A 16,658-nucleotide genomic window follows, 5' to 3' on the forward strand; every position below is an offset into this window, starting at 1 on the left:
GCCAGAAAGCCGGCGAAATTGGGACCGCGCCAACACTGAGCGCATCACGCGTGTTCAGGCGCGTTGAAGGGCCGCACAGACAATCGACCAACCCGTCGCCCGACAATGAGGCCCGATGCGGTTCCAGTTAGTAGATCAATGGGTCGCCTTCACGCGTTGGATGATGCCCGCGACCAGATAGGCGGCGGCACCGAGCGAGGTGATCCAGAAGCTTGTCGGCCAGTCTGTTTCGAACGCAAGCCACAGGCTGATCCAGGCGATGGCGACCGCAAGGCCTATCGAAAGGAGGATGCCTCGCAGAATCCCTCGCGAAAGCCGCAGCGTCGTTGCCGCCGGCGCGACCATCAGAGCGAAAACCAGAAGCACGCCGACGATCTGCGTGGCCTCGGCGGTCGTCACGGCGACGATGATCATGAACATGGTCGAGACGAAATCGAGGTTAATGCCCTTCGCCTCCGCCAGTTCGGGCTGCAGGCTGGCGAAGAGCAAGGGCCGGGAGATGAAGATCAAAGCGGCCAGGATCACCACCGACAGAGCTGCAAGGATGATGACGGTCCGCAAACTGATGCCGAGCACATTGCCAAACAGTACATTCGTCGCCTGCGACGCGAAGGCTGTATAAAAATGCAGGAAGAGCAGGCCGAGACCGAGCGAGAAAGTCAGCACGATCCCGATCGCGACGTCGCGATGCGCCCGTTCCCCCAGAAGCCCGATGCCGATGCCTGCCAGGACGGTGAAGACGGTCAGCCCGAAGAATGGCGACAGGCCGAGCAAGCCGGCGCCGGTCGCGCCGGGGAATCCGACATGGGCCAGCGCATGCCCGGCGAAGGTCTGGCCTCTCAGCACCAGGAAATAGCCGACCGCCCCGGTCACGATCGCGACAACGGTGCATGCGGCGAAGGCGTTGCGCATGAACTCATAGTGAAACATCGTGGACATGCGCTGCACCCTCCAGTTCGACGTCATCGGCCATGACGAAGATGCGTCCGGCGACGCGAACCACGTTGATATGCGTTCCGTAGAGCTCCGACAGAACCGGACCGTTGATCACCTCGTCGACGCTGCCGATAGCAGCGTGTGCGTTGCCGAGATAGAGCACAGCATCGACGACACGCAGCAGCGGGTTGATCTCGTGCGAGCAAAAGACCACGGCGATGCCCAGCCGCTTGCCCACTTCATGCACGAGTTCGATGGTCGTGCGCTGATGCGCGGCATCAAGGCTGATCAGAGGCTCGTCGAGCAGCAGCAGCCTGGGGTTGCCGATCAGCGACTGGGCGATGAGGATACGCTGCCGCTCGCCCCCCGATAGTTCCGCGAACGGCCGCCTGGCGATGTCGGCCGCCCCGACCTCGTCGAGCGCCTGCCAGGCCGCGTCCTTCTCTGTGGCCGACGCAACCGGCCAGTGCCAGCGATGGCCACCCGCCGCCGTGACGACGAGATCGAAGCCGCTGATGCCGGCGTGGGCCACGGTGCGGCGCGCCTGCGGCATGTAGCCTATGGCAGGATTGCCGCGTCTCGGTGGCCGGCCAAGAACGGAAATGGCGCCACTGGCCGGACGGAAAAGCCCTAGGATCGCGCGCAGCATAGTCGTCTTGCCGGCGCCGTTGGCGCCTAGAAGCCCGACGAACGCTCCTTGAGGAATGGAAAAGGAGACGTCGGAAAGTACCCGGCGTCCCCCATAGGTCAAGGTGACCCTGTCGAAGGCAATGACTTTCATTGTGTGCGGGCGGCAAGCGCCTTCTGTACATCGCCGATCTGACCGGCGAACCACGACTGGATCGTCTGGCCGGCAGGCTCCGTCTCGGTTACGCCTATGACGGTGACCTTGTTCTGCTTGGCAATGTCGAGAAGGCGCGTCGTCGCCTCGTCCGTCACCTGCGAGTTATAGAAGAGGATCTTGGCCGACCCGTCCTTCAGACTGTTCTCGAATGCTGCCACCTGGGTCGGGCTCGGCTCGGCATTGTTCATCACCGCGATCTGGAAATCGTAGTTCAGCATCTTGAAGCCGAGGGCTTCAGCCATGTAGCCGAACACCGGCTCCGTGGCGGTTACCTGTGTTCCGCCATAGGCCGCCTTGACGTCGCTTATCTGCTTGTTGATCGCTTCGAGCGAAGACTGGAATTTCGTCAGGTTGGCTTGGTAGTGCGCCGCATTGGTGGGGTCGCGCTTTGAAAGATCGGTGGCGAGTTCCTTGGCGATCGCCGGCAGCGTCACCGGATTGTACCACAGATGCGGATTGTCGCCCGACTTCTTGCCGGCCAAATCCGCGGCCACGATCGTCGTGCGCTGCGTGCCGGTCGACGCCGAAAGAAGCTTGTCCATCCACGGATCGTAGTCCGCGCCGTTGTAGATGATGATCTTGGCGTCGGCGATCATCCGCGCCGTTGAGGGGCTGGTTTCGAACAGATGCGGATCGTCGTTGGGATTGGAGAGGATGCTGGTTACCGAAACATGGCTGCCGCCGATTTGGCGGGCAAGGTCGCCGTAAAAATTCTCGGCCGCGACGATGTTCACCTTTTCTTCGGCGCAAGCCCCACCACCTGCCAACAACGTCGCCGCGAACATCAGCGCAGCCACGAATGGAAAGGAACGCATGTCTTTCTCCCTTTGCAGAGCGAGGCAACCCGTGTCGCCCGATTGACCATTGGGTACGTTATGTTATTACGTTGGTCAACGAGAAAGCGATGTTATCACATAACAGAAATGTGAATTGATGCCCCACCCACTCTCGGCAGGTCCGATTCTCAGCGGACTGACGAAAAACCAGGCGCTGGTCCTGGATACCATCGTCATGGCGCACAAGCCGATCGGCGCTTACGAGATTTTGGGGAAACTGAAGCCTCGCGGGATCAAGTCACCCGTGCAGATCTACCGGGCGGTCAACAGCCTGATTCAATGTGGCATCGTCCATAAGGTTGAGAGCATCAATGCGTTCGTCCGCTGCACCCACGGGCATCCCCATCACGGACAAACAACGATCCTCGCGATTTGCGACGGATGCGGGGCGGTTGTCGAGCATCACGACGACACAGTCGATCGGCGGCTTGAGGCCTGGGCGAGGCAAGAAGCCTTTGAGGTCGAGACTGTTGCCATTGAACTCAAGATGCGCTGCGCCAGGTGCAGTGGCTTAGCTTCCCTGGCGACCACTAAAACCCAAGTCTAGGAAGCTGGCGCAACGTGAAGCTCAGCGAATGATCTTTGAGAAGATGGAGGCCGCGAGCCAGGCGAGGCAATGGTAGCCGCTGGAGCTAACTTGGAATCGGTGGCGGCTGCCTATCGAAAAGGGACAAGGCGAACCGCAAGCGGTTATCGGGCTGAGGTGAGGGGCGGCCCTGAGGAACAACTTTAATCGAGAAATCTCAAAGCGAATGTCGGAACCGAGCACTCTTCCACGTCTTGGAGATGGATGCCGACATATACTGAGGGATTTCAATGATCACGCTTTATGGCTTCGGACGCGTTTATCCTGAGATGCTTGGCCATGGCCGCGATCTTCGCGCGCAATGGGCGCTTGAGGAAGTCGGGTTGCCCTATCGATTTCGCGCCCTTGATTTCGTCGCCGGCGAGCTTGATAGTCCGACATACAGCCAGGTCAGCATCTTCCGCCAGGTACCTGTCATCGATGACGATGATGTCATCGTCGCCGAGTCAGGCGCGATTGTACTCTATCTGGCCGAAAAGGCTGGCAAGCTGATTCCCACTGACTTCATTGGGCGTATGGAAGTGGTGCAATGGTGCTTTGCCGCGCTGGCAACCGTCGAGCGGCCGCTGTCTCAGATCGATGGGATCGACGCGGGCATGGGCGGCGTCGGTGCCTTCGAGCGGCGGGCGATTCTTGTCGGGGAGGCCTGCCGCTGGTTTGACGGGTTGGAGCGTCGGCTCGAAGGCCGCGAGTGGATCGCCAGCGAAATGTTCACCGTGGCCGACATTCTTCTCGCCACCGCCCTGCGCGAGGTTGGCAAGACCGATCTTCTCGAACCCTACCCGCGGTTGGGCGCGTATTACGCGAGGGCTCTCGCGCGCCCCGCATGGCAACGCACGCGGAGTCTTTGCGCCGAACGCAATGGGGTCGCCGTTGCAGACATCCTCTAAATGTCTGCTAGTTGAGCCTACCGCCAAGCCGTCACAGGCCGGCGCCACGTGATCCGGCGTCTCGATGTTGCCTCGGATCTGCGGCAGGCTCAAGGGCACGGCACCGCAGTCACCTTCGATACCACAGGCTTGTCGTGGGCGATGATATGGGCCTCGACGATTAGCGACAGGAGCTGAGTCGCGGCGTCGCGAAACAATAGCCGAAAGCATCGCGGAGCCGCGCAAGGGCGATCCGATTAGCCGTATGTTTTCATGGCACTGGCACTCTATCGATGCCGGTGAAAATGGGCCTACACTCGTCCCGACAAGGCTAGCCGCCGTTGCAAGCACGGTCATTCTCTAACCACCTCATTTATCGTTTCGGAGTTAGCTCCCCAACTATGTGGCACTTCCCATCTCGCAGACCCTCGATCGCTTCCGCACAGATTTCTTCGTGCTTGAGCCAACGTCGACCAGAGTCAGTCGCTACGGAGCCAAGTCGCACTGTCGCTATCCCTCCAGCGCTTTTAAGAAAGCCAGGGCGGCCATCCATACTTCCGAGCACGAGAACGGTGTTTCTCGAAGGCAGGATTGGAATCAGCGCTTCCAGAACGCGCTCAGGGCGATGGATCCACAGCAGCGCCTTGAAAATTGGTGGTAGAATTGTCATGGCGGGACAAAATCTGACCGTTTCCAATCAAGATTTAGCCGAACGTATCTCGGGTCGCCCGTGCAAAATCTTTTGCATGTCGAGAAACTAGCAATGTCGGCGAGTAACGGCCCGCGACCCAGCGCGTGGCCTCGGCAAGCATTCCTGTCCCGCCAACGACAAGACCTGCTTTCCGATTTTCGTTTTCCATCCGTGCCTCAGTCCGCTTTGACCAGCTCCGTATGCTTTTGTAGAATACCCGCAAATTTGCGCCAACTAGCGGCGCGCAATGTTTCGTGCCCAAGCAAGTTACGTGAATCGACTCGAGCTTCTGCCGGAGGCATCCCCGTAGTAAGCAAGGAATGATCAGATCAGTTTTTTGCCTGAGCTTGCTGGTCGGGCTTGTAAGCGGCATCGCCGCGTAGATTGAGCGACAGCCAGATGTTCGGATTTTCTTGCGACTGGCGCTTGAGGAAGTAGTAACCCGTGGCATCCCAGGAGCGGATGTGTCGACGAGATTGTCGAGAATGAAATCGCCCCGATCAGTCTTCACCGTGAGGATGGCATGCGCACGCCGTCCAGGTCGTAAACGATCGTCATCAGCAGCGCTTGCCGCGGAAATCCGGCATCGAGCAGCAGCTTGCGCTTGAACAACGCGTAGATCTTGCAGTCCCAGGCCGAGGCTCTCGATGCCCCCCGCCAGCGGCAGTCTGGTTCGGGGTGACGCCGACGTTCTGAAACGCAACGGCATTCCGCGACATCGTCAGGCAGACGTTGTTGGCGTCGTAGCTGAGCGAGGGATCCAGGAACGCCAGGTTCGAGGTTACGCCATCAAAGGAGCCGCTGCGGTCCCCCACACCATTCGCGGTGAGTATGGTGTATTAGGTCTCCGGCGCATAGTTGCCCGTGCCGGCCAGCGCCTTCACCGTGCCGTCGTTTGTGAAGGCATTGCCGGACGCAATGATCCTATCGGACTGGCCTGGGGCATTGACCTCGACCTCGGGTTCGATGCCATCGGATGCCTAGATCTCCCAGGCTTGCCGAATCGGACCATCATTCGCCCTACAGGACATGATGGTTCACGATTTGGCTTTCGGATCGGTCTTAAGCAGGCCTGCTAGCGAGTTCAGGCGGTGATGTTCGCGCTGTCGCCGCCTGTCACGTCGTATGTAGCGCCAGAACCATAGAGGCATCGTCGCTGGCCAGAAAGACGACCGCGGGCGCGATTGATTCAGGTAGGAGCCAAGCCAGACCGAGCGGGGATTTAACGATAAGTTTTCGTTTTGCCTCCTCTTCTAGCTGCTCCAGCGGCTCAGAATTGGACAAATCATCGATTGCTTGCGCGTAGCGCTGCCTATGGCGCGTGAGCGGCGTATGGACCAAGCCAGGAATCACGGCGTTGACGGTGATGCCGTATTGCCCCAGTTCCAAGGCTGCTGATTTCATCTGAAGCCGTTTCGGGAGCTGAAGAGTAGGTTTGGGCAACGCGGCGGCGAGCCAAACGGCGGTAAAGAGGTGAATCGCCGATTGGGTGCTATCGGCTCACTTGGTCACGCTTGCGGCCCAAAGGCTGTCCCCATCCCAGGGAGCAAGTCACTGCGCTAATCGCCTTTGCCGTGCGCCATCCGGGCGTCACATTGTCAGCGTCCCGACAGGTTCGATGATCCAGTGTTTGGATGATCCAGTGTTCGCCATAATCCAAAAACTGGTTATGCCGGAATGTGATCATCGACGGGGATTATCGCATGCGGCTCGTCATGACCGTTGTTCTCGCAGGCGCAAGTCCTCCGAGTGTTCGCCCGTCGGACAAAGATTTGGCCCATCGCTACTGTCTAAGAAAATATTCAAACTGGAAACCTCGAATGAATCCTACCTATGCCAGCTCCCAGAAAGCCATTCACTGGGCCGTCTTTCTGCTGGTCATCGGCCTCTATGGCCTGACCTACGTCGCCGATGTCTTCCCGCGCGCTGATCCCGGTCGCGCGTTCGTCTGGTGGCTTCATATTTCATTTGGGCTGCTGCTCTTCGCGCTGGTTGTTATTCGAATCAGCCTGCGGCTGGCGCTGGGAACGCCAAGTCTGCCGCTGGAAATGTCAAAGCTTGAACGTCTGGCGGCCAGGATCGCGCATGTTCTGCTCTACGCGCTGCTCGTGGCCATCCCCGTGCTCGGTATCGTGCTCACCTGGTACCGGGGCGATGTCTTGAGTTTCTTCGGCCTTTTTACCATCCCGGCTCCGGTTTCCGCGGACCGCGCCACCGCTGGTTTCATCAGGGAACTGCATAGCCTTTGCGCCAATCTGATCCTTATCCTTGCCGGATTGCATGCGGTTGCCGCCCTTTGGCATCACTATGTCTGGAAGGATGATGTGCTTAAGCGAATGCTGCCGGGGAAAAGTGCCTCCTGATCGCTGTGACCCTCGTGAGCTGCAGGCGGCGACTTACCGCTTGCAATGCCTGCGCACTGGGACACATCATTCCTGGATGAGGTCCACACTGAAGTGCCTGGCGATAGTGGGTCTGTATGGGGTGTTCCTTGCAGGCCCGTCCACGGCGCGCGCGGATGTCGATGATGACGGCGATCATGATCGGGCGCGCGACCTCTACGAACGCGGCGAAATAAAAGGCCTGTCAACCATCCTGGGCGTGGTTCATGTCGCTGTCCCCGGCGACATTGTCGCCGTGGATTTCATCCGAATTGCTGACAAATGGGTCTATCGGTTCCAGATCGTTGCCGCCGACGGACACCGCAGCATCGTCGATGTGGACGCCGGTGCCGGGGCGCTGATGCGAAGCCGGAGAGGCGACCGATGAAGGTTCTCCTCGCCGAGGATGAACCCCGTATTGCTGGCGACGTCGCGGCCGCGCTCAAGTCGGCTGGGATGGCCGTCGACATGGTGCGCGATGGAGAGGCCGCCTGGTTTGCAGGTGACGTCGAGAATTATGACGCGGCGATCCTGGATCTCGGATTGCCAAAACTCGATGGCCTGATGGTCCTGAAACGTTGGCGGGCCAATGGGCGCCGCTTTCCCGTCCTGATCCTGACGGCAAGAGGCCTGTGGACCGAGCGCGTCGAAGGGATCAATGCCGGCGCCGACGACTACCTGCCCAAGCCGTTCGAAATGGAAGAACTGCTGGCGCGGTTGCGTGCGATCCTGCGCCGCTCCACGGGTCAGGCGGCGCCAGTGCTGAAATCCGGACCTTTGATACTGGACACGCGCCAGATGCGTATTTCGCTGCGCGGCGTTCCCGTCGCGCTGTCGCCGCTTGAATACCGACTGATGGCCTTCCTGATGCACCATGCCGGACGCGTTGTCGCCCCGACCGAACTCGCGGAGCACCTGTACGACTCAGGAAATGACCGCGATCCCAACGCAATCGAGGTCATCGTCGGGCGCTTGCGCCGCAAGCTCGGCAACGATGTCATCGAGACCCGGCGCGGGTTCGGATATTTCATGCCCGACGAGCCGTCCTGATGGGCGACTCGATCCGCTTCAGGCTCTGGTCGGCGGCAACCATCTCGATCCTGATCGCCCTTGCCATTGCCGGGGTCGGCCTGCGCTATCTGTTCGAACTGAATGTAGAACGGCGCATAGTCAGTGAGCTGACCGTCGATCTCAACGAACTGATCGGCGCGGCCAGCTTCGCGGCCGACGGCCGGCTTTCGGTCACATCGGACCTGACCGATCCGCGCTTCAACAATCCATTGTCCGGCCACTATTGGCAGGTGGAAGATCTGGCCAGCCACAGTCTGGTCCGTTCGCGTTCTTTATGGGATGCAAAGCTGACATTGCCGGATCTGGTCGACAGCGGCGAACTGAGAAAGATCGAGGAGCTCAAAGGTCCGGGCAACGAGCTCACCATTGCTGTCGAGCGCACCATCACCGATACCGATGGTCGGTCCTTTCGTGCAATCGTGGCCGAAGACCATCGCAGCGTGGAGATGTCGGTGAATGAATATGTCTGGGATCTCGCGCCAGCGCTTATCGTGCTCGCCGCTGCTCTCATGGCAGCTTTCTTCATCCAGATCACCGTTGGTCTCGCGCCCCTTGAAAACTTGAGGGTCGCCGTCCGAGACGTGATCGCGCAGCGGACGGCGCGGCTTGACGTGGCGGCCCCGAGCGAGGTGCAGCCGCTCGCCGACGAAATCAACCGTCTGCTCAATGCGCAAGAGAAGGCTCTTGCACGAGCCCGGGGTCGTGCCACCGACCTGGCACACGGGCTCAAGACGCCGCTGCAGGTGCTGTCGGCGGACATTCGAGCCCTGCGCAAGAAGGGCGAAACCGTGCTCGCCTATGAGATCGAGAAGAGCGCGGGGGCGATCCGTCGCCATGTCGAACGGGAACTGGCCCGGGCTCGTCTGGCTCGCGAGGTATCCAACAAGACATCATGTCGGGTCAGGGAGGCTGCCGCGGGCGTCATCGGCGTCGTCAAGCGCACGCCAGCCGGTAAGCAGCTCTCGTTCGTTGTAGACGTCGCAGAGGATTTCATGGCGCCGGTCGACGAAGGCGACCTGTCTGAGATCCTGGGCAACCTAATGGAGAATGCGGCTCGCTTCGCAAAATCCTCGGTCCACGTCCGCGCATTTGCAACCGCCAGCGAGGTTAGCATCGCGGTCGCCGACGACGGCCCGGGCATTCCAGATGCGGACCAAGAGTCCGCGCTGTCGCGCGGCGTGCAGCTCGACGGCAAGGGCGGGAGCAGCGGGCTCGGCCTCGCCATTGTTTCAGACATTGTCGAAGCCTATGGCGGCAGCCTGACGATGGCTAATGCCGATCCCGGCCTGATCGTGACCATCGCCTTGCCCCGGCACGCTTGACCGGCGCTCAGGCAAAGCCCGGGAAGTAGTCGACCTTTATCTTCGAGCGGCGAACGCCCATGGCCAGCAGTTTCTCTCGCAGCGCCTTGACCATGGCCTGCGGACCGGAAATGTAGAATATCCGTTCCATGTAGTCCGGGATGACGAGGCGCACCAGGCGCGCATCAATGTAGCCAGGATATTGGCCGCGCTCGGCTCCCCTGGCGACGGCAAGGACCGTTTTTACGGCCAGTTCTCTCTTTGCAGTGTCAAGGACGTCGCGATAGGCGATGTCCTGCTGGGTCTCGGCTCCGTAGAGCACGACAATTGGGCGCTTCTCATGGATGTCGATGAGATATTGCAGCATCGAGCGGAATGGGGTGATGCCGATACCGCCGGCCAAGAAGGCGATCTTGGTTTCAGGATCGGCCGGCAGGATGAAGTCGCCGGCGAGCTGAGAGGCGTGGATCGTGCTGCCAGGCTTCATCGTGCTCAGCGCCTGCTTGAAGGCACTCGATCGAGGATAGAACTTGGCGCCAAGTCGTATTGTTTGCTCCGTGGGTGCAGATGCGACCGTGAAATAGCGGCGGTTGCCACGATTGTCCGAATGGTCGAGACCAAGTGTCCATTCAAGAAACTGGCCTGCCTCGAAGGCGAGCCTATGTGGCGAGCTAAAGATGAAGTCATAGGTGTCGACGGCCGATTGCTCGATGCGTTCGAGCGTCAACACGAGGCGTCCCTTTGGGCTCACAGCGTATGCAAAGAGATTGCCCGTCAGAAGCGCCAACTCCGGCGTGAAGTAGAACGAGCCGACATGGATGTTGGGGGCAAACAGGAAACCGACGATCGTGGCAAAGGCGATACGAGGCAAGCGCATCGTCGGCGCCGTCAGCGGCTCGGTCAGCATCACAAAGGCGAAGAACAGCAGCGGCGACGAGCCCAGCGTCTCCGTCAGTGCGGTCGCATATTGCGACGACTCGGTCGTCGAGAGGGTCATTGCCAGCGCGACGGCGACGAAAGTGACGACGAGATCGAGCCGGCGCAGCTTGCGCACGATGAGGAGTCCGCCGGCAAGCACAACGGGAAGCAATGGCAAATTGCCTCCGACCCACCAAGTGGCCGGCTGATCAAGCAGCAGTGCACTTAGGGCGACACCCAGCGCTGCCGGATTGAACAGGTGCTTTCTGCCAATGGCGAGGATGAACTTGGATGAAATCGCCCAGACGCAGGCGAACACGACTGCAGCGATCCCCTTGAGGTCCGTGGCGGCCACCGGATCAAGTATGAGCACCAGGATGAGGGCGGTGATGTAGACGGACTCGTTGTTGGCCGGGACCTTGAACACAACAGCAAAAACCCTGTTGGTGATCCAGCAGGCGACCAGCATCACCCCCGTCGTGAAGGCGAGCGCGAACGGAGCATGCGGCGTGAGCTTCAAGAAACCAAGTGCGAAGGTCATACCCAGCAAGGCGATCAAGTAATAGAGGACTAGCCGGTACATGGTCTGGTGGTCGAGAAACCGGTCGATGGCCTTGATCATGATTGGCAAAAGGCTCCGAAGCCGCTTGTCGGCGTGGCGCGGCCATTGCTGCCGACGACGTACCCCTCAACGCCCGCCGTCTGTTCGAGAAACAGAATGCCGTCGCGGCCCATGGCAAAGGCGGCGGTGGCGAAACGGTCCGCCTCGAACACATCTGATCCAATGACGGTCAGGCTGACAATCTCGGTGATCGCATCGCCAAGTCTAAGCGGGTTGTAGATATGCTGTCCGCGTACATAGGTGCCCGACGTTGCGACGCCGTGCCCGCGCGGATAGACGATCTTGATGATCTCGTCGGCATTGAAGGGATTGCGGATGCCGACGCTCCAGTCGAGGCCCGAAGCATTCCTGCCGCAGGACTGGATGTCGCCACCCGCCTCGATGAAGAAATCGCCAACTCCTGCTGCGCCAACAATTCGGGCCGCATTGCGGATGGCCCACCCCTTGACGATGCCGGACGGGTCCAGCGAACCATCAGGCCCGCGGATGTCGAAATATCCGTCCGTCTCGGTTTTCGTCCGCGCTGCGAGGGCCATCACTTCCATCATCTCGCCGCTCCATTCTCGGACCGGAAGGTCGCCACGGTTGATGGCCGCAATCTCGCTGTCGCTTCTGTAGGTGCTGAATCGCCGGTCGATGTGCGCGAAGTAGTCGAAGACCGCGTCGACAAGCACGCCACCCGAGGCACCGCCGACATCGACGGTGATGGGCATGCCCATCAATATCCTCGTGTCGCGCATGGACTAGGTCGATGCTTGCTTCAATGCGCCAGCGAGCGACTGTCTGAAGGCCTTGCTGGTCAACGTTGCGCCCGAAATGATGTCAACGTTAGCGCTCTGCGCGCTGATCGCTTCGTCGCGCAGCATGGGCAAAGCCTGGCGGTTGATGTTGATCGAGGTGCGGCGGTCATTCGGGTATTTCAGCACTTTCAACGATGTAAGGCGGCCGCTCTGGATAGACGCCTGAATCTGGATGTGGCCATAGTAGGCATCGGTGACAGGACCAGCGTATGTGCCGTCGGTAAAGCGGTGGCCAGCCGCCTTCGTGGCTGGATTCACGGACGGCTTCATGCCGGCCTTGATGATGCGAACAACTGCTCGCGGATAATCCGGCCTCGGCCTGGGGATGGGTATGTAGATGGTAGGCGTTACTGCGAACACTGCTGTCGGCGGCGCAGCGTCATCGACGAGGCCAGCCGGCGTCTGCTTAGCCGGCGGGATGGACGTTGGCGAAAGCTGGCCGACTGCAAACGGAGACTTTTCGGCTGCTGTCGGTGTTGCGGCGGCCGACGGCGTCGAGGCGGGCGCAGCGATCGCGGCCGTGGTTTCGCTGCGCGCCATGGCTGGTGGCGTCGCCGGAGGTCGCACGCTCCGCCGTTCCATCGCAGGCAACGGCACCGCAGGCGGCGCGACGGCCGTGGCCGAAGCAGGCGCCGGTCCGATCGGCTGCTCCACGGCCTCCTCCGCGGTATTGGCAGATGCCGTGTCGATCACCTCGCCGCTGGGGGCCTTGCCGGCCTGATCCCAGACATAGGCGCCCGAAGAAGCGATCACGAAAAGCGAAAGGGCAATTTGTTTCATCGGGATCTGAATTTCCACGTTGAAGCCTGCGACAATCAAGCCTCCGCAGCCTATTTAGAACGCAATATCCCATGACCAAGCTGACAACTGGCTGTCACCGCGGTTCAGCCCGGGAAGAATTTGTCGGCGCGAGCCCCAACGGTAGGCTTCAGTCGACCCCATATCGCGCAATCGCGGCGAAACTTGAAAAAAAGAGCGCGACCCCGTTACAGTCGGGAACGGCAACGCCGCGATCGGGAGCGTCGACGAGGTCATCAACGGTCCGGTCTTGTCGAAGCTTTATGGAACGCACATCAACGTGGTGCGGGTAGGCGGACGCATCTTCGTGATGGCCGACGACGTTGAACTGGAGGGCGCCGCGCATGTTCACGATGTTTGACTACGAATTCATGCGCAACGCCTTCGCCGCATGCACGGTCGTTGCCATCGTGACCGGGGCGGTAGGATATTTCCTCGTGCTGCGAGGCCAGACCTTCGCAGGACATGCGCTGGCTCATGTCGGATTTCCCGGCGCAACGGGCGCCGGTCTGCTCGGCCTGTCGCCATTCTTCGGGTTGACTATCTTCACCGTGCTGGCCGGCATCGGCATCGGCCTTCTGGGCGAAAGAGCGCATCGCGACGTCGCGATCGGCATCGTGCTGACGCTTTCGCTCGGTCTCGGCTTGCTTTTCCTGCATTTCTACACCGCTTTCGCGTCCCAGGCGACGAATGTCCTGTTTGGAACGTGCTCGGCATCAGTTTCCGGACGGTCCTCATCCTTGCAGTGCTTTCCCTGGCGATCTTGGTCGGCTTGACCTTCATTTCCAGACCCTTGCTCTTCGCCAGCCTGCAGCCTGAACTGGCGGAGGCCAAGGGCGTGAGCCTCGATCTGGTTTCGACATTGTTCATGATCATTGTCGCCGTGACGACGGCTGAAGCCACCCAAATCGTCGGCGTGCTTCTCGTCTTCGCGCTGATGGTCGCCCCGGCGGCAACGACGCTGCGCCTGACCCGCGGTGTGCTACGGGGCATCCTTGTCTCGATCGCGCTAGCGGTCGCCATCGCCTGGACCAGCTTGTGGCTTGCGTTCGAAACAGACTGGCCGACGAGCTTCTGGATCACATCGCTCGGTGCCACTGCCTATCTGGGCGCCGGTCTTATCCGGCGCTTGAAGGCGGCGCAATGACTCCCTGATGAACGGCTGAAAGCGTGGAACACCAGAGCAGCAGCCGGCCTGCCGCAGCCACGCGACCAAGATGTTTTTTTGGCCGGGATACCGTTCACGGCATCAGCTTGTGTTCGCCCTGCTTCAAGGAATCGCGCGGACGCGTAAATTGCTGAACAGGAGGCTCGTAGCGGTATTTCCCAGTGGGCAATCCATCGGCGGGAGCAGCCCCCGATGGTTGGGGCATGGTTGTTGGAGGCTTGGTGGCGATCGCCGTTCCTCCAAGGAGGAGCCCGATCGCGACCAGCCAACTGCCCAGAATGCGTGTGCCGATCGTGTACCACGCAGGCGGGAAAATCCGCCCAATAAGGCCGACGGCGACAACGATCCAAAGGGCGATGATCGTCCCCGAGAGCGGTATTCGGAGATCGTTCAACGTAGGGTCGGTGAACTTTGTGACGACTGCCAACAACGCGCCGATGAGCAACGCCGCGGCGGGTATTGTGCAAGTTCGGAAACGACCGGAAACGACGAGAACGATGCCGATTATCAGCATCGAAAATGGCGCGGTAAGGAAAGCGTGAGTCGTCGCTCCCCGTACGCCGGCCATCACATCAAGGAATCGATCGTAAAGCAGAGTCCCGACCACCTCGCCCAGCAGCAATGCCACGAGCGTGAGAACTCCAAGCCTCAGGCTTACCAGAGCGGTGGCAAGGCCCAATCCGACCAGCGGCAAGACGCGTTCAGGAGAAAGGGCGCTGTTGAGGATCCACCAGGACGTCTGCGTCGTTTCCGAAGACGTCGCAAGTGCGCCGATCATGGCAACGCCGGCGACAGCTACGACAGGGCCTGACCATCGAAGCAGGAATCGCCACGCCGATCGCTTGGGATATGTTTCAGGCGACAAGGTAATAGACGCCTCCCGCCGCGATCAATCCGCCCAGGCCCTGCGACAACCGTCCGCCGAAGGCCTTGCCCAGCAGAAGTCCGAATCCGATACCCAGCAGATGGATCAAGCCGGTGGCGATGACGAAGCCGATTGCATAGTCGGCCGGGTCGGCTGCATTCGGCAGTTCGGCGCCGTGGGCGTGTCCGTGGCAGATGGCGAACACGGCAATCATCAGCAACGCAACCCATTCCGCCGGCCGCCAGGCGCAGGCGATGGCCAGCCCCAGGGCGATGATTGACAGCGCAATGCCAATCTCAACTCCGGGCAGCGGGACACCTGCTATTCCGGCAATCCCGCCTACGACCATGATCAGCGGGAATGCCACCGGCAGCGTCCAGATCGAACGCCCACCGATCTGGGCGCCCCACAGTCCTACGGCAAACATGGCCAGGAAATGATCAGCCCCGGTCAGCGGATGTTCGAAGCCGCTGCCAAATCCACCCGTCCCCGATTGAATGATATGCGCTTGCGCCATTGTGGATCCGGCCGTCAGAGCTGTTGCAACTGCCGCGAGGCTGCAAAAATGCCGGCCCCCCTGAATTCGGTTGCCGCTGGGCTGGGCTCCCGCTTCCACTCCAAAAATCGCCAATTCACGGTCCCGCTACCATTGCCAAAAACGCAAATTGCCATTGATGGGATCATCAGGACAGGGCTTTTACGCGCTATTCACCAGACCGAGAAGCGGACAAGCTGCAGCCATTGGCGGCTAGGTTAGTCAGACCAGCACGGCGAGGACCATACTTGCCCGCCGCGGGCACGGCAGACACGGCCATGATTTCTCTTCTTCGGCGCCCCGCCTCTCGCATCTATCAGGAACGAACGAGCTCCGCCGTCTATGAAGAAATCGTGCGTGTGGACACTCATCCAAACTCACATCTTTGTGCTTGATACGTTATACTATAACCGATAACAAGATGAAAACCGCCCCTCAACGGAGTTTCCCGCCATGCAGACCCAGACTCCAGTGACCGTGCTGACCGGCTATCTCGGCGCGGGCAAAACCACGCTGTTGAACCGTATCCTGTCCGAAAATCACGGCAAGAAGTTTGCCGTCATCGTCAACGAGTTCGGCGAGGTCGGTATCGACAACGATCTTATCGTCGACGCCGACGAAGAAGTGTTCGAGATGAACAATGGCTGCATCTGCTGCACGGTGCGCGGCGATTTGATCCGCATCATCGACAGCCTGATGCGCCGTCGCGACCGTTTCGACGCTATCCTGGTGGAGACGACCGGCCTCGCCGACCCGGCGCCGGTCGCGCAGACGTTTTTCGTCGACGAGGACGTTCGTTCCAAGACCAGGCTCGATTCCATCGTGACAGTGGTCGACGCCAAGCATCTGCTCGGCGAGATCGACGAAGCGCACGAAGCCCAGGAGCAGTTGGCTTTCGCCGACACTGTGCTGCTCAACAAGACCGACCTCGTCTCGGCCGAAGACCTGAAGGAGGTCGAAAGCCGCATCCGGCGCATCAACCCGGCTGTTTCCATCCACCGCACACAGCGTTGCGACGTCGATCTCGACAAGGTTCTCGGCCGCAATTCGTTCGACCTCGACCGTATCCTCGAAGTTGAACCTGATTTCCTCGACGAGTTCCACGAGCATGAGCACGATGACCATGTGACCAGCTTCGCCCTGGTCGCCAGGGAACCCCTCGACCCGAAAAAATTCCTGCCGTGGCTGCAGACGGTCACGCAGCAGTTCGGCATGGACATGTTGCGCATGAAGGGCATTCTCGCTTTCAAGGACGACGACGACCGCTTTGTGGTGCAATCCGTCCATATGCTGCTGGAAGGCGATCACCAGCGACCGTGGAAGGCTGATGAGGAACGGACCAGTCGTCTTGTCTTCATCGGTCGCAATCTGCCGAAGGGTATCATCGAGAGCGGGTTCATGGGGTGCCGGGCGTGATCTTCGCCTATCACGAGAGGT

Annotated in this window: 17 protein-coding genes and 2 pseudogenes; 8 read left to right on the forward strand and 11 right to left on the reverse strand. The window is 60.3% G+C overall.

Translation table 11 applies throughout. The features are described 5' to 3' along the window. Nucleotides 1-135 precede the first annotated feature (135 nt). The 3 genes from FJW06_RS15040 to FJW06_RS15050 are packed head-to-tail and all read right to left on the reverse strand — an operon-like array spanning nt 136 to nt 2,595. Complete coding sequence (locus FJW06_RS15040) at nt 136-939, reverse strand: metal ABC transporter permease (protein WP_210238958.1); 804 nt, start codon at nt 937-939, stop codon at nt 136-138. Further along, complete coding sequence (locus FJW06_RS15045) at nt 917-1,717, reverse strand: ABC transporter ATP-binding protein (protein WP_140752960.1); 801 nt, start codon at nt 1,715-1,717, stop codon at nt 917-919. The genes FJW06_RS15040 and FJW06_RS15045 overlap by 23 nt, the downstream gene beginning before the upstream one ends. Then, nucleotides 1,714-2,595, reverse strand: coding sequence for a zinc ABC transporter substrate-binding protein (locus FJW06_RS15050; RefSeq protein WP_140752962.1), 882 nt, complete (start codon nt 2,593-2,595; stop codon nt 1,714-1,716). The genes FJW06_RS15045 and FJW06_RS15050 overlap by 4 nt, the downstream gene beginning before the upstream one ends. Nucleotides 2,596-2,713: 118 nt before the next feature. Between FJW06_RS15050 and FJW06_RS15055 the strand changes: the two genes are divergently transcribed. Beyond that, nucleotides 2,714-3,163: a Fur family transcriptional regulator gene (locus FJW06_RS15055; protein ID WP_140752964.1), complete on the forward strand. Its 450-nt coding sequence runs from the start codon at nt 2,714-2,716 to the stop codon at nt 3,161-3,163. Between the two features lie 269 nt (nt 3,164-3,432). Next, the gene (locus tag FJW06_RS15060) at nt 3,433-4,092 is read left to right on the forward strand and encodes a glutathione S-transferase family protein (protein ID WP_140752966.1); all 660 of its coding nucleotides are present in this window, start codon (nt 3,433-3,435) and stop codon (nt 4,090-4,092) included. Between the two features lie 999 nt (nt 4,093-5,091). Here the strand turns inward: FJW06_RS15060 and FJW06_RS15065 are convergent. Together FJW06_RS15065 and FJW06_RS15070 are read right to left on the reverse strand one after the other, a co-directional pair. Beyond that, nucleotides 5,092-5,392: pseudogene (locus FJW06_RS15065) on the reverse strand (transglutaminase-like cysteine peptidase); the annotation flags it as partial. 486 nt (nt 5,393-5,878) lie between these two features. Next, on the reverse strand, nt 5,879-6,166 hold the full coding sequence (locus FJW06_RS15070) for an SDR family oxidoreductase (protein WP_210238959.1): 288 nt from the start codon (nt 6,164-6,166) through the stop codon (nt 5,879-5,881). A 416-nt stretch (nt 6,167-6,582) separates the two neighbouring features. Here FJW06_RS15070 and FJW06_RS15075 point away from each other — a divergent pair, with 416 nt between their 5' ends. From FJW06_RS15075 to FJW06_RS15090, 4 genes are all read left to right on the forward strand, one after another. Next, on the forward strand, nt 6,583-7,125 hold the full coding sequence (locus FJW06_RS15075) for a cytochrome b (protein WP_140752968.1): 543 nt from the start codon (nt 6,583-6,585) through the stop codon (nt 7,123-7,125). Between the two features lie 76 nt (nt 7,126-7,201). Further along, nucleotides 7,202-7,531 carry a hypothetical protein gene (locus FJW06_RS15080; protein WP_140752970.1) on the forward strand — a complete coding sequence of 110 codons (330 nt, stop codon included), beginning with the start codon at nt 7,202-7,204 and terminating at the stop codon, nt 7,529-7,531. Further along, nucleotides 7,528-8,193, forward strand: a complete 666-nt coding sequence (locus FJW06_RS15085) for a response regulator transcription factor (RefSeq protein WP_140752972.1) — start codon at nt 7,528-7,530, stop codon at nt 8,191-8,193. The genes FJW06_RS15080 and FJW06_RS15085 overlap by 4 nt, the downstream gene beginning before the upstream one ends. Continuing rightward, on the forward strand, nt 8,193-9,536 hold the full coding sequence (locus FJW06_RS15090) for a HAMP domain-containing sensor histidine kinase (protein ID WP_140752974.1): 1,344 nt from the start codon (nt 8,193-8,195) through the stop codon (nt 9,534-9,536). The genes FJW06_RS15085 and FJW06_RS15090 overlap by 1 nt, the downstream gene beginning before the upstream one ends. Nucleotides 9,537-9,543: 7 nt before the next feature. Here the strand turns inward: FJW06_RS15090 and FJW06_RS15095 are convergent, their stop codons facing one another. The 4 genes from FJW06_RS15095 to FJW06_RS15110 all read right to left on the reverse strand — a co-directional run bounded on the left by FJW06_RS15095 (nt 9,544) and on the right by FJW06_RS15110 (nt 12,999). Next, nucleotides 9,544-11,055, reverse strand: coding sequence for an RnfABCDGE type electron transport complex subunit D (locus tag FJW06_RS15095; protein WP_140752976.1), 1,512 nt, complete (start codon nt 11,053-11,055; stop codon nt 9,544-9,546). Continuing rightward, nucleotides 11,052-11,774: an FAD:protein FMN transferase gene (locus tag FJW06_RS15100; RefSeq protein ID WP_246674617.1), complete on the reverse strand. Its 723-nt coding sequence runs from the start codon at nt 11,772-11,774 to the stop codon at nt 11,052-11,054. Before FJW06_RS15100 ends, FJW06_RS15095 begins: the two co-directional genes overlap by 4 nt. 24 nt (nt 11,775-11,798) lie before the next feature. Further along, a complete protein-coding gene (locus FJW06_RS15105; RefSeq protein ID WP_246674618.1) occupies nt 11,799-12,674 on the reverse strand; it encodes an FMN-binding protein in 876 nt (291 codons plus the stop codon). A 109-nt stretch (nt 12,675-12,783) separates the two neighbouring features. Beyond that, a complete protein-coding gene (locus FJW06_RS15110; RefSeq protein WP_140752980.1) occupies nt 12,784-12,999 on the reverse strand; it encodes a hypothetical protein in 216 nt (71 codons plus the stop codon). A gap of 25 nt (nt 13,000-13,024) precedes the next feature. On the opposite strand from FJW06_RS15110, the pseudogene FJW06_RS30520 reads away from it, so the two are divergent. Further along, nucleotides 13,025-13,800, forward strand: a pseudogene (locus tag FJW06_RS30520) (metal ABC transporter permease). A 94-nt stretch (nt 13,801-13,894) separates the two neighbouring features. Here FJW06_RS30520 and FJW06_RS15120 read toward each other — a convergent pair. Both FJW06_RS15120 and FJW06_RS15125 read right to left on the reverse strand, forming a co-directional pair. Then, nucleotides 13,895-14,599 (reverse strand): hypothetical protein, encoded by a 705-nt coding sequence (locus FJW06_RS15120; protein ID WP_140752982.1) that lies wholly within the window; start codon nt 14,597-14,599, stop codon nt 13,895-13,897. Between the two features lie 76 nt (nt 14,600-14,675). After that, the gene (locus tag FJW06_RS15125) at nt 14,676-15,203 is read right to left on the reverse strand and encodes a HupE/UreJ family protein (RefSeq protein ID WP_140752984.1); all 528 of its coding nucleotides are present in this window, start codon (nt 15,201-15,203) and stop codon (nt 14,676-14,678) included. A 471-nt stretch (nt 15,204-15,674) separates the two neighbouring features. Here FJW06_RS15125 and FJW06_RS15130 point away from each other — a divergent pair, with 471 nt between their 5' ends. Continuing rightward, nucleotides 15,675-16,637 (forward strand): GTP-binding protein, encoded by a 963-nt coding sequence (locus FJW06_RS15130; protein WP_140752986.1) that lies wholly within the window; start codon nt 15,675-15,677, stop codon nt 16,635-16,637. The last annotated feature ends 21 nt before the right edge of the window (nt 16,638-16,658 follow it).

This window comes from Mesorhizobium sp. B4-1-3 (assembly GCF_006439355.1).
Taxonomy (GTDB): domain Bacteria; phylum Pseudomonadota; class Alphaproteobacteria; order Rhizobiales; family Rhizobiaceae; genus Mesorhizobium.

What these genes read in the sequence shown, in the direction of transcription:
- FJW06_RS15070 (WP_210238959.1), bottom strand. Translation starts at nt 6,166, where the DNA reads ATGAAATCAGCAGCCTTGGAACTGGGGCAATACGGCATCACCGTCAAC.
- FJW06_RS15095 (WP_140752976.1), bottom strand. Translation starts at nt 11,055, where the DNA reads ATGATCAAGGCCATCGACCGGTTTCTCGACCACCAGACCATGTACCGG.
- FJW06_RS15055 (WP_140752964.1), top strand. Translation starts at nt 2,714, where the DNA reads ATGCCCCACCCACTCTCGGCAGGTCCGATTCTCAGCGGACTGACGAAA.
- FJW06_RS15060 (WP_140752966.1), top strand. Translation starts at nt 3,433, where the DNA reads ATGATCACGCTTTATGGCTTCGGACGCGTTTATCCTGAGATGCTTGGC.
- FJW06_RS15040 (WP_210238958.1), bottom strand. Translation starts at nt 939, where the DNA reads ATGTCCACGATGTTTCACTATGAGTTCATGCGCAACGCCTTCGCCGCA.
- FJW06_RS15125 (WP_140752984.1), bottom strand. Translation starts at nt 15,203, where the DNA reads ATGGCGCAAGCGCATATCATTCAATCGGGGACGGGTGGATTTGGCAGC.
- FJW06_RS15050 (WP_140752962.1), bottom strand. Translation starts at nt 2,595, where the DNA reads ATGCGTTCCTTTCCATTCGTGGCTGCGCTGATGTTCGCGGCGACGTTG.
- FJW06_RS15120 (WP_140752982.1), bottom strand. Translation starts at nt 14,599, where the DNA reads ATGATCGGCGCACTTGCGACGTCTTCGGAAACGACGCAGACGTCCTGG.
- FJW06_RS15130 (WP_140752986.1), top strand. Translation starts at nt 15,675, where the DNA reads ATGCAGACCCAGACTCCAGTGACCGTGCTGACCGGCTATCTCGGCGCG.
- FJW06_RS15110 (WP_140752980.1), bottom strand. Translation starts at nt 12,999, where the DNA reads ATGCGCGGCGCCCTCCAGTTCAACGTCGTCGGCCATCACGAAGATGCG.
- FJW06_RS15045 (WP_140752960.1), bottom strand. Translation starts at nt 1,717, where the DNA reads ATGAAAGTCATTGCCTTCGACAGGGTCACCTTGACCTATGGGGGACGC.
- FJW06_RS15080 (WP_140752970.1), top strand. Translation starts at nt 7,202, where the DNA reads ATGAGGTCCACACTGAAGTGCCTGGCGATAGTGGGTCTGTATGGGGTG.
- FJW06_RS15100 (WP_246674617.1), bottom strand. Translation starts at nt 11,774, where the DNA reads ATGGGCATGCCCATCACCGTCGATGTCGGCGGTGCCTCGGGTGGCGTG.
- FJW06_RS15075 (WP_140752968.1), top strand. Translation starts at nt 6,583, where the DNA reads ATGAATCCTACCTATGCCAGCTCCCAGAAAGCCATTCACTGGGCCGTC.
- FJW06_RS15090 (WP_140752974.1), top strand. Translation starts at nt 8,193, where the DNA reads ATGGGCGACTCGATCCGCTTCAGGCTCTGGTCGGCGGCAACCATCTCG.
- FJW06_RS15085 (WP_140752972.1), top strand. Translation starts at nt 7,528, where the DNA reads ATGAAGGTTCTCCTCGCCGAGGATGAACCCCGTATTGCTGGCGACGTC.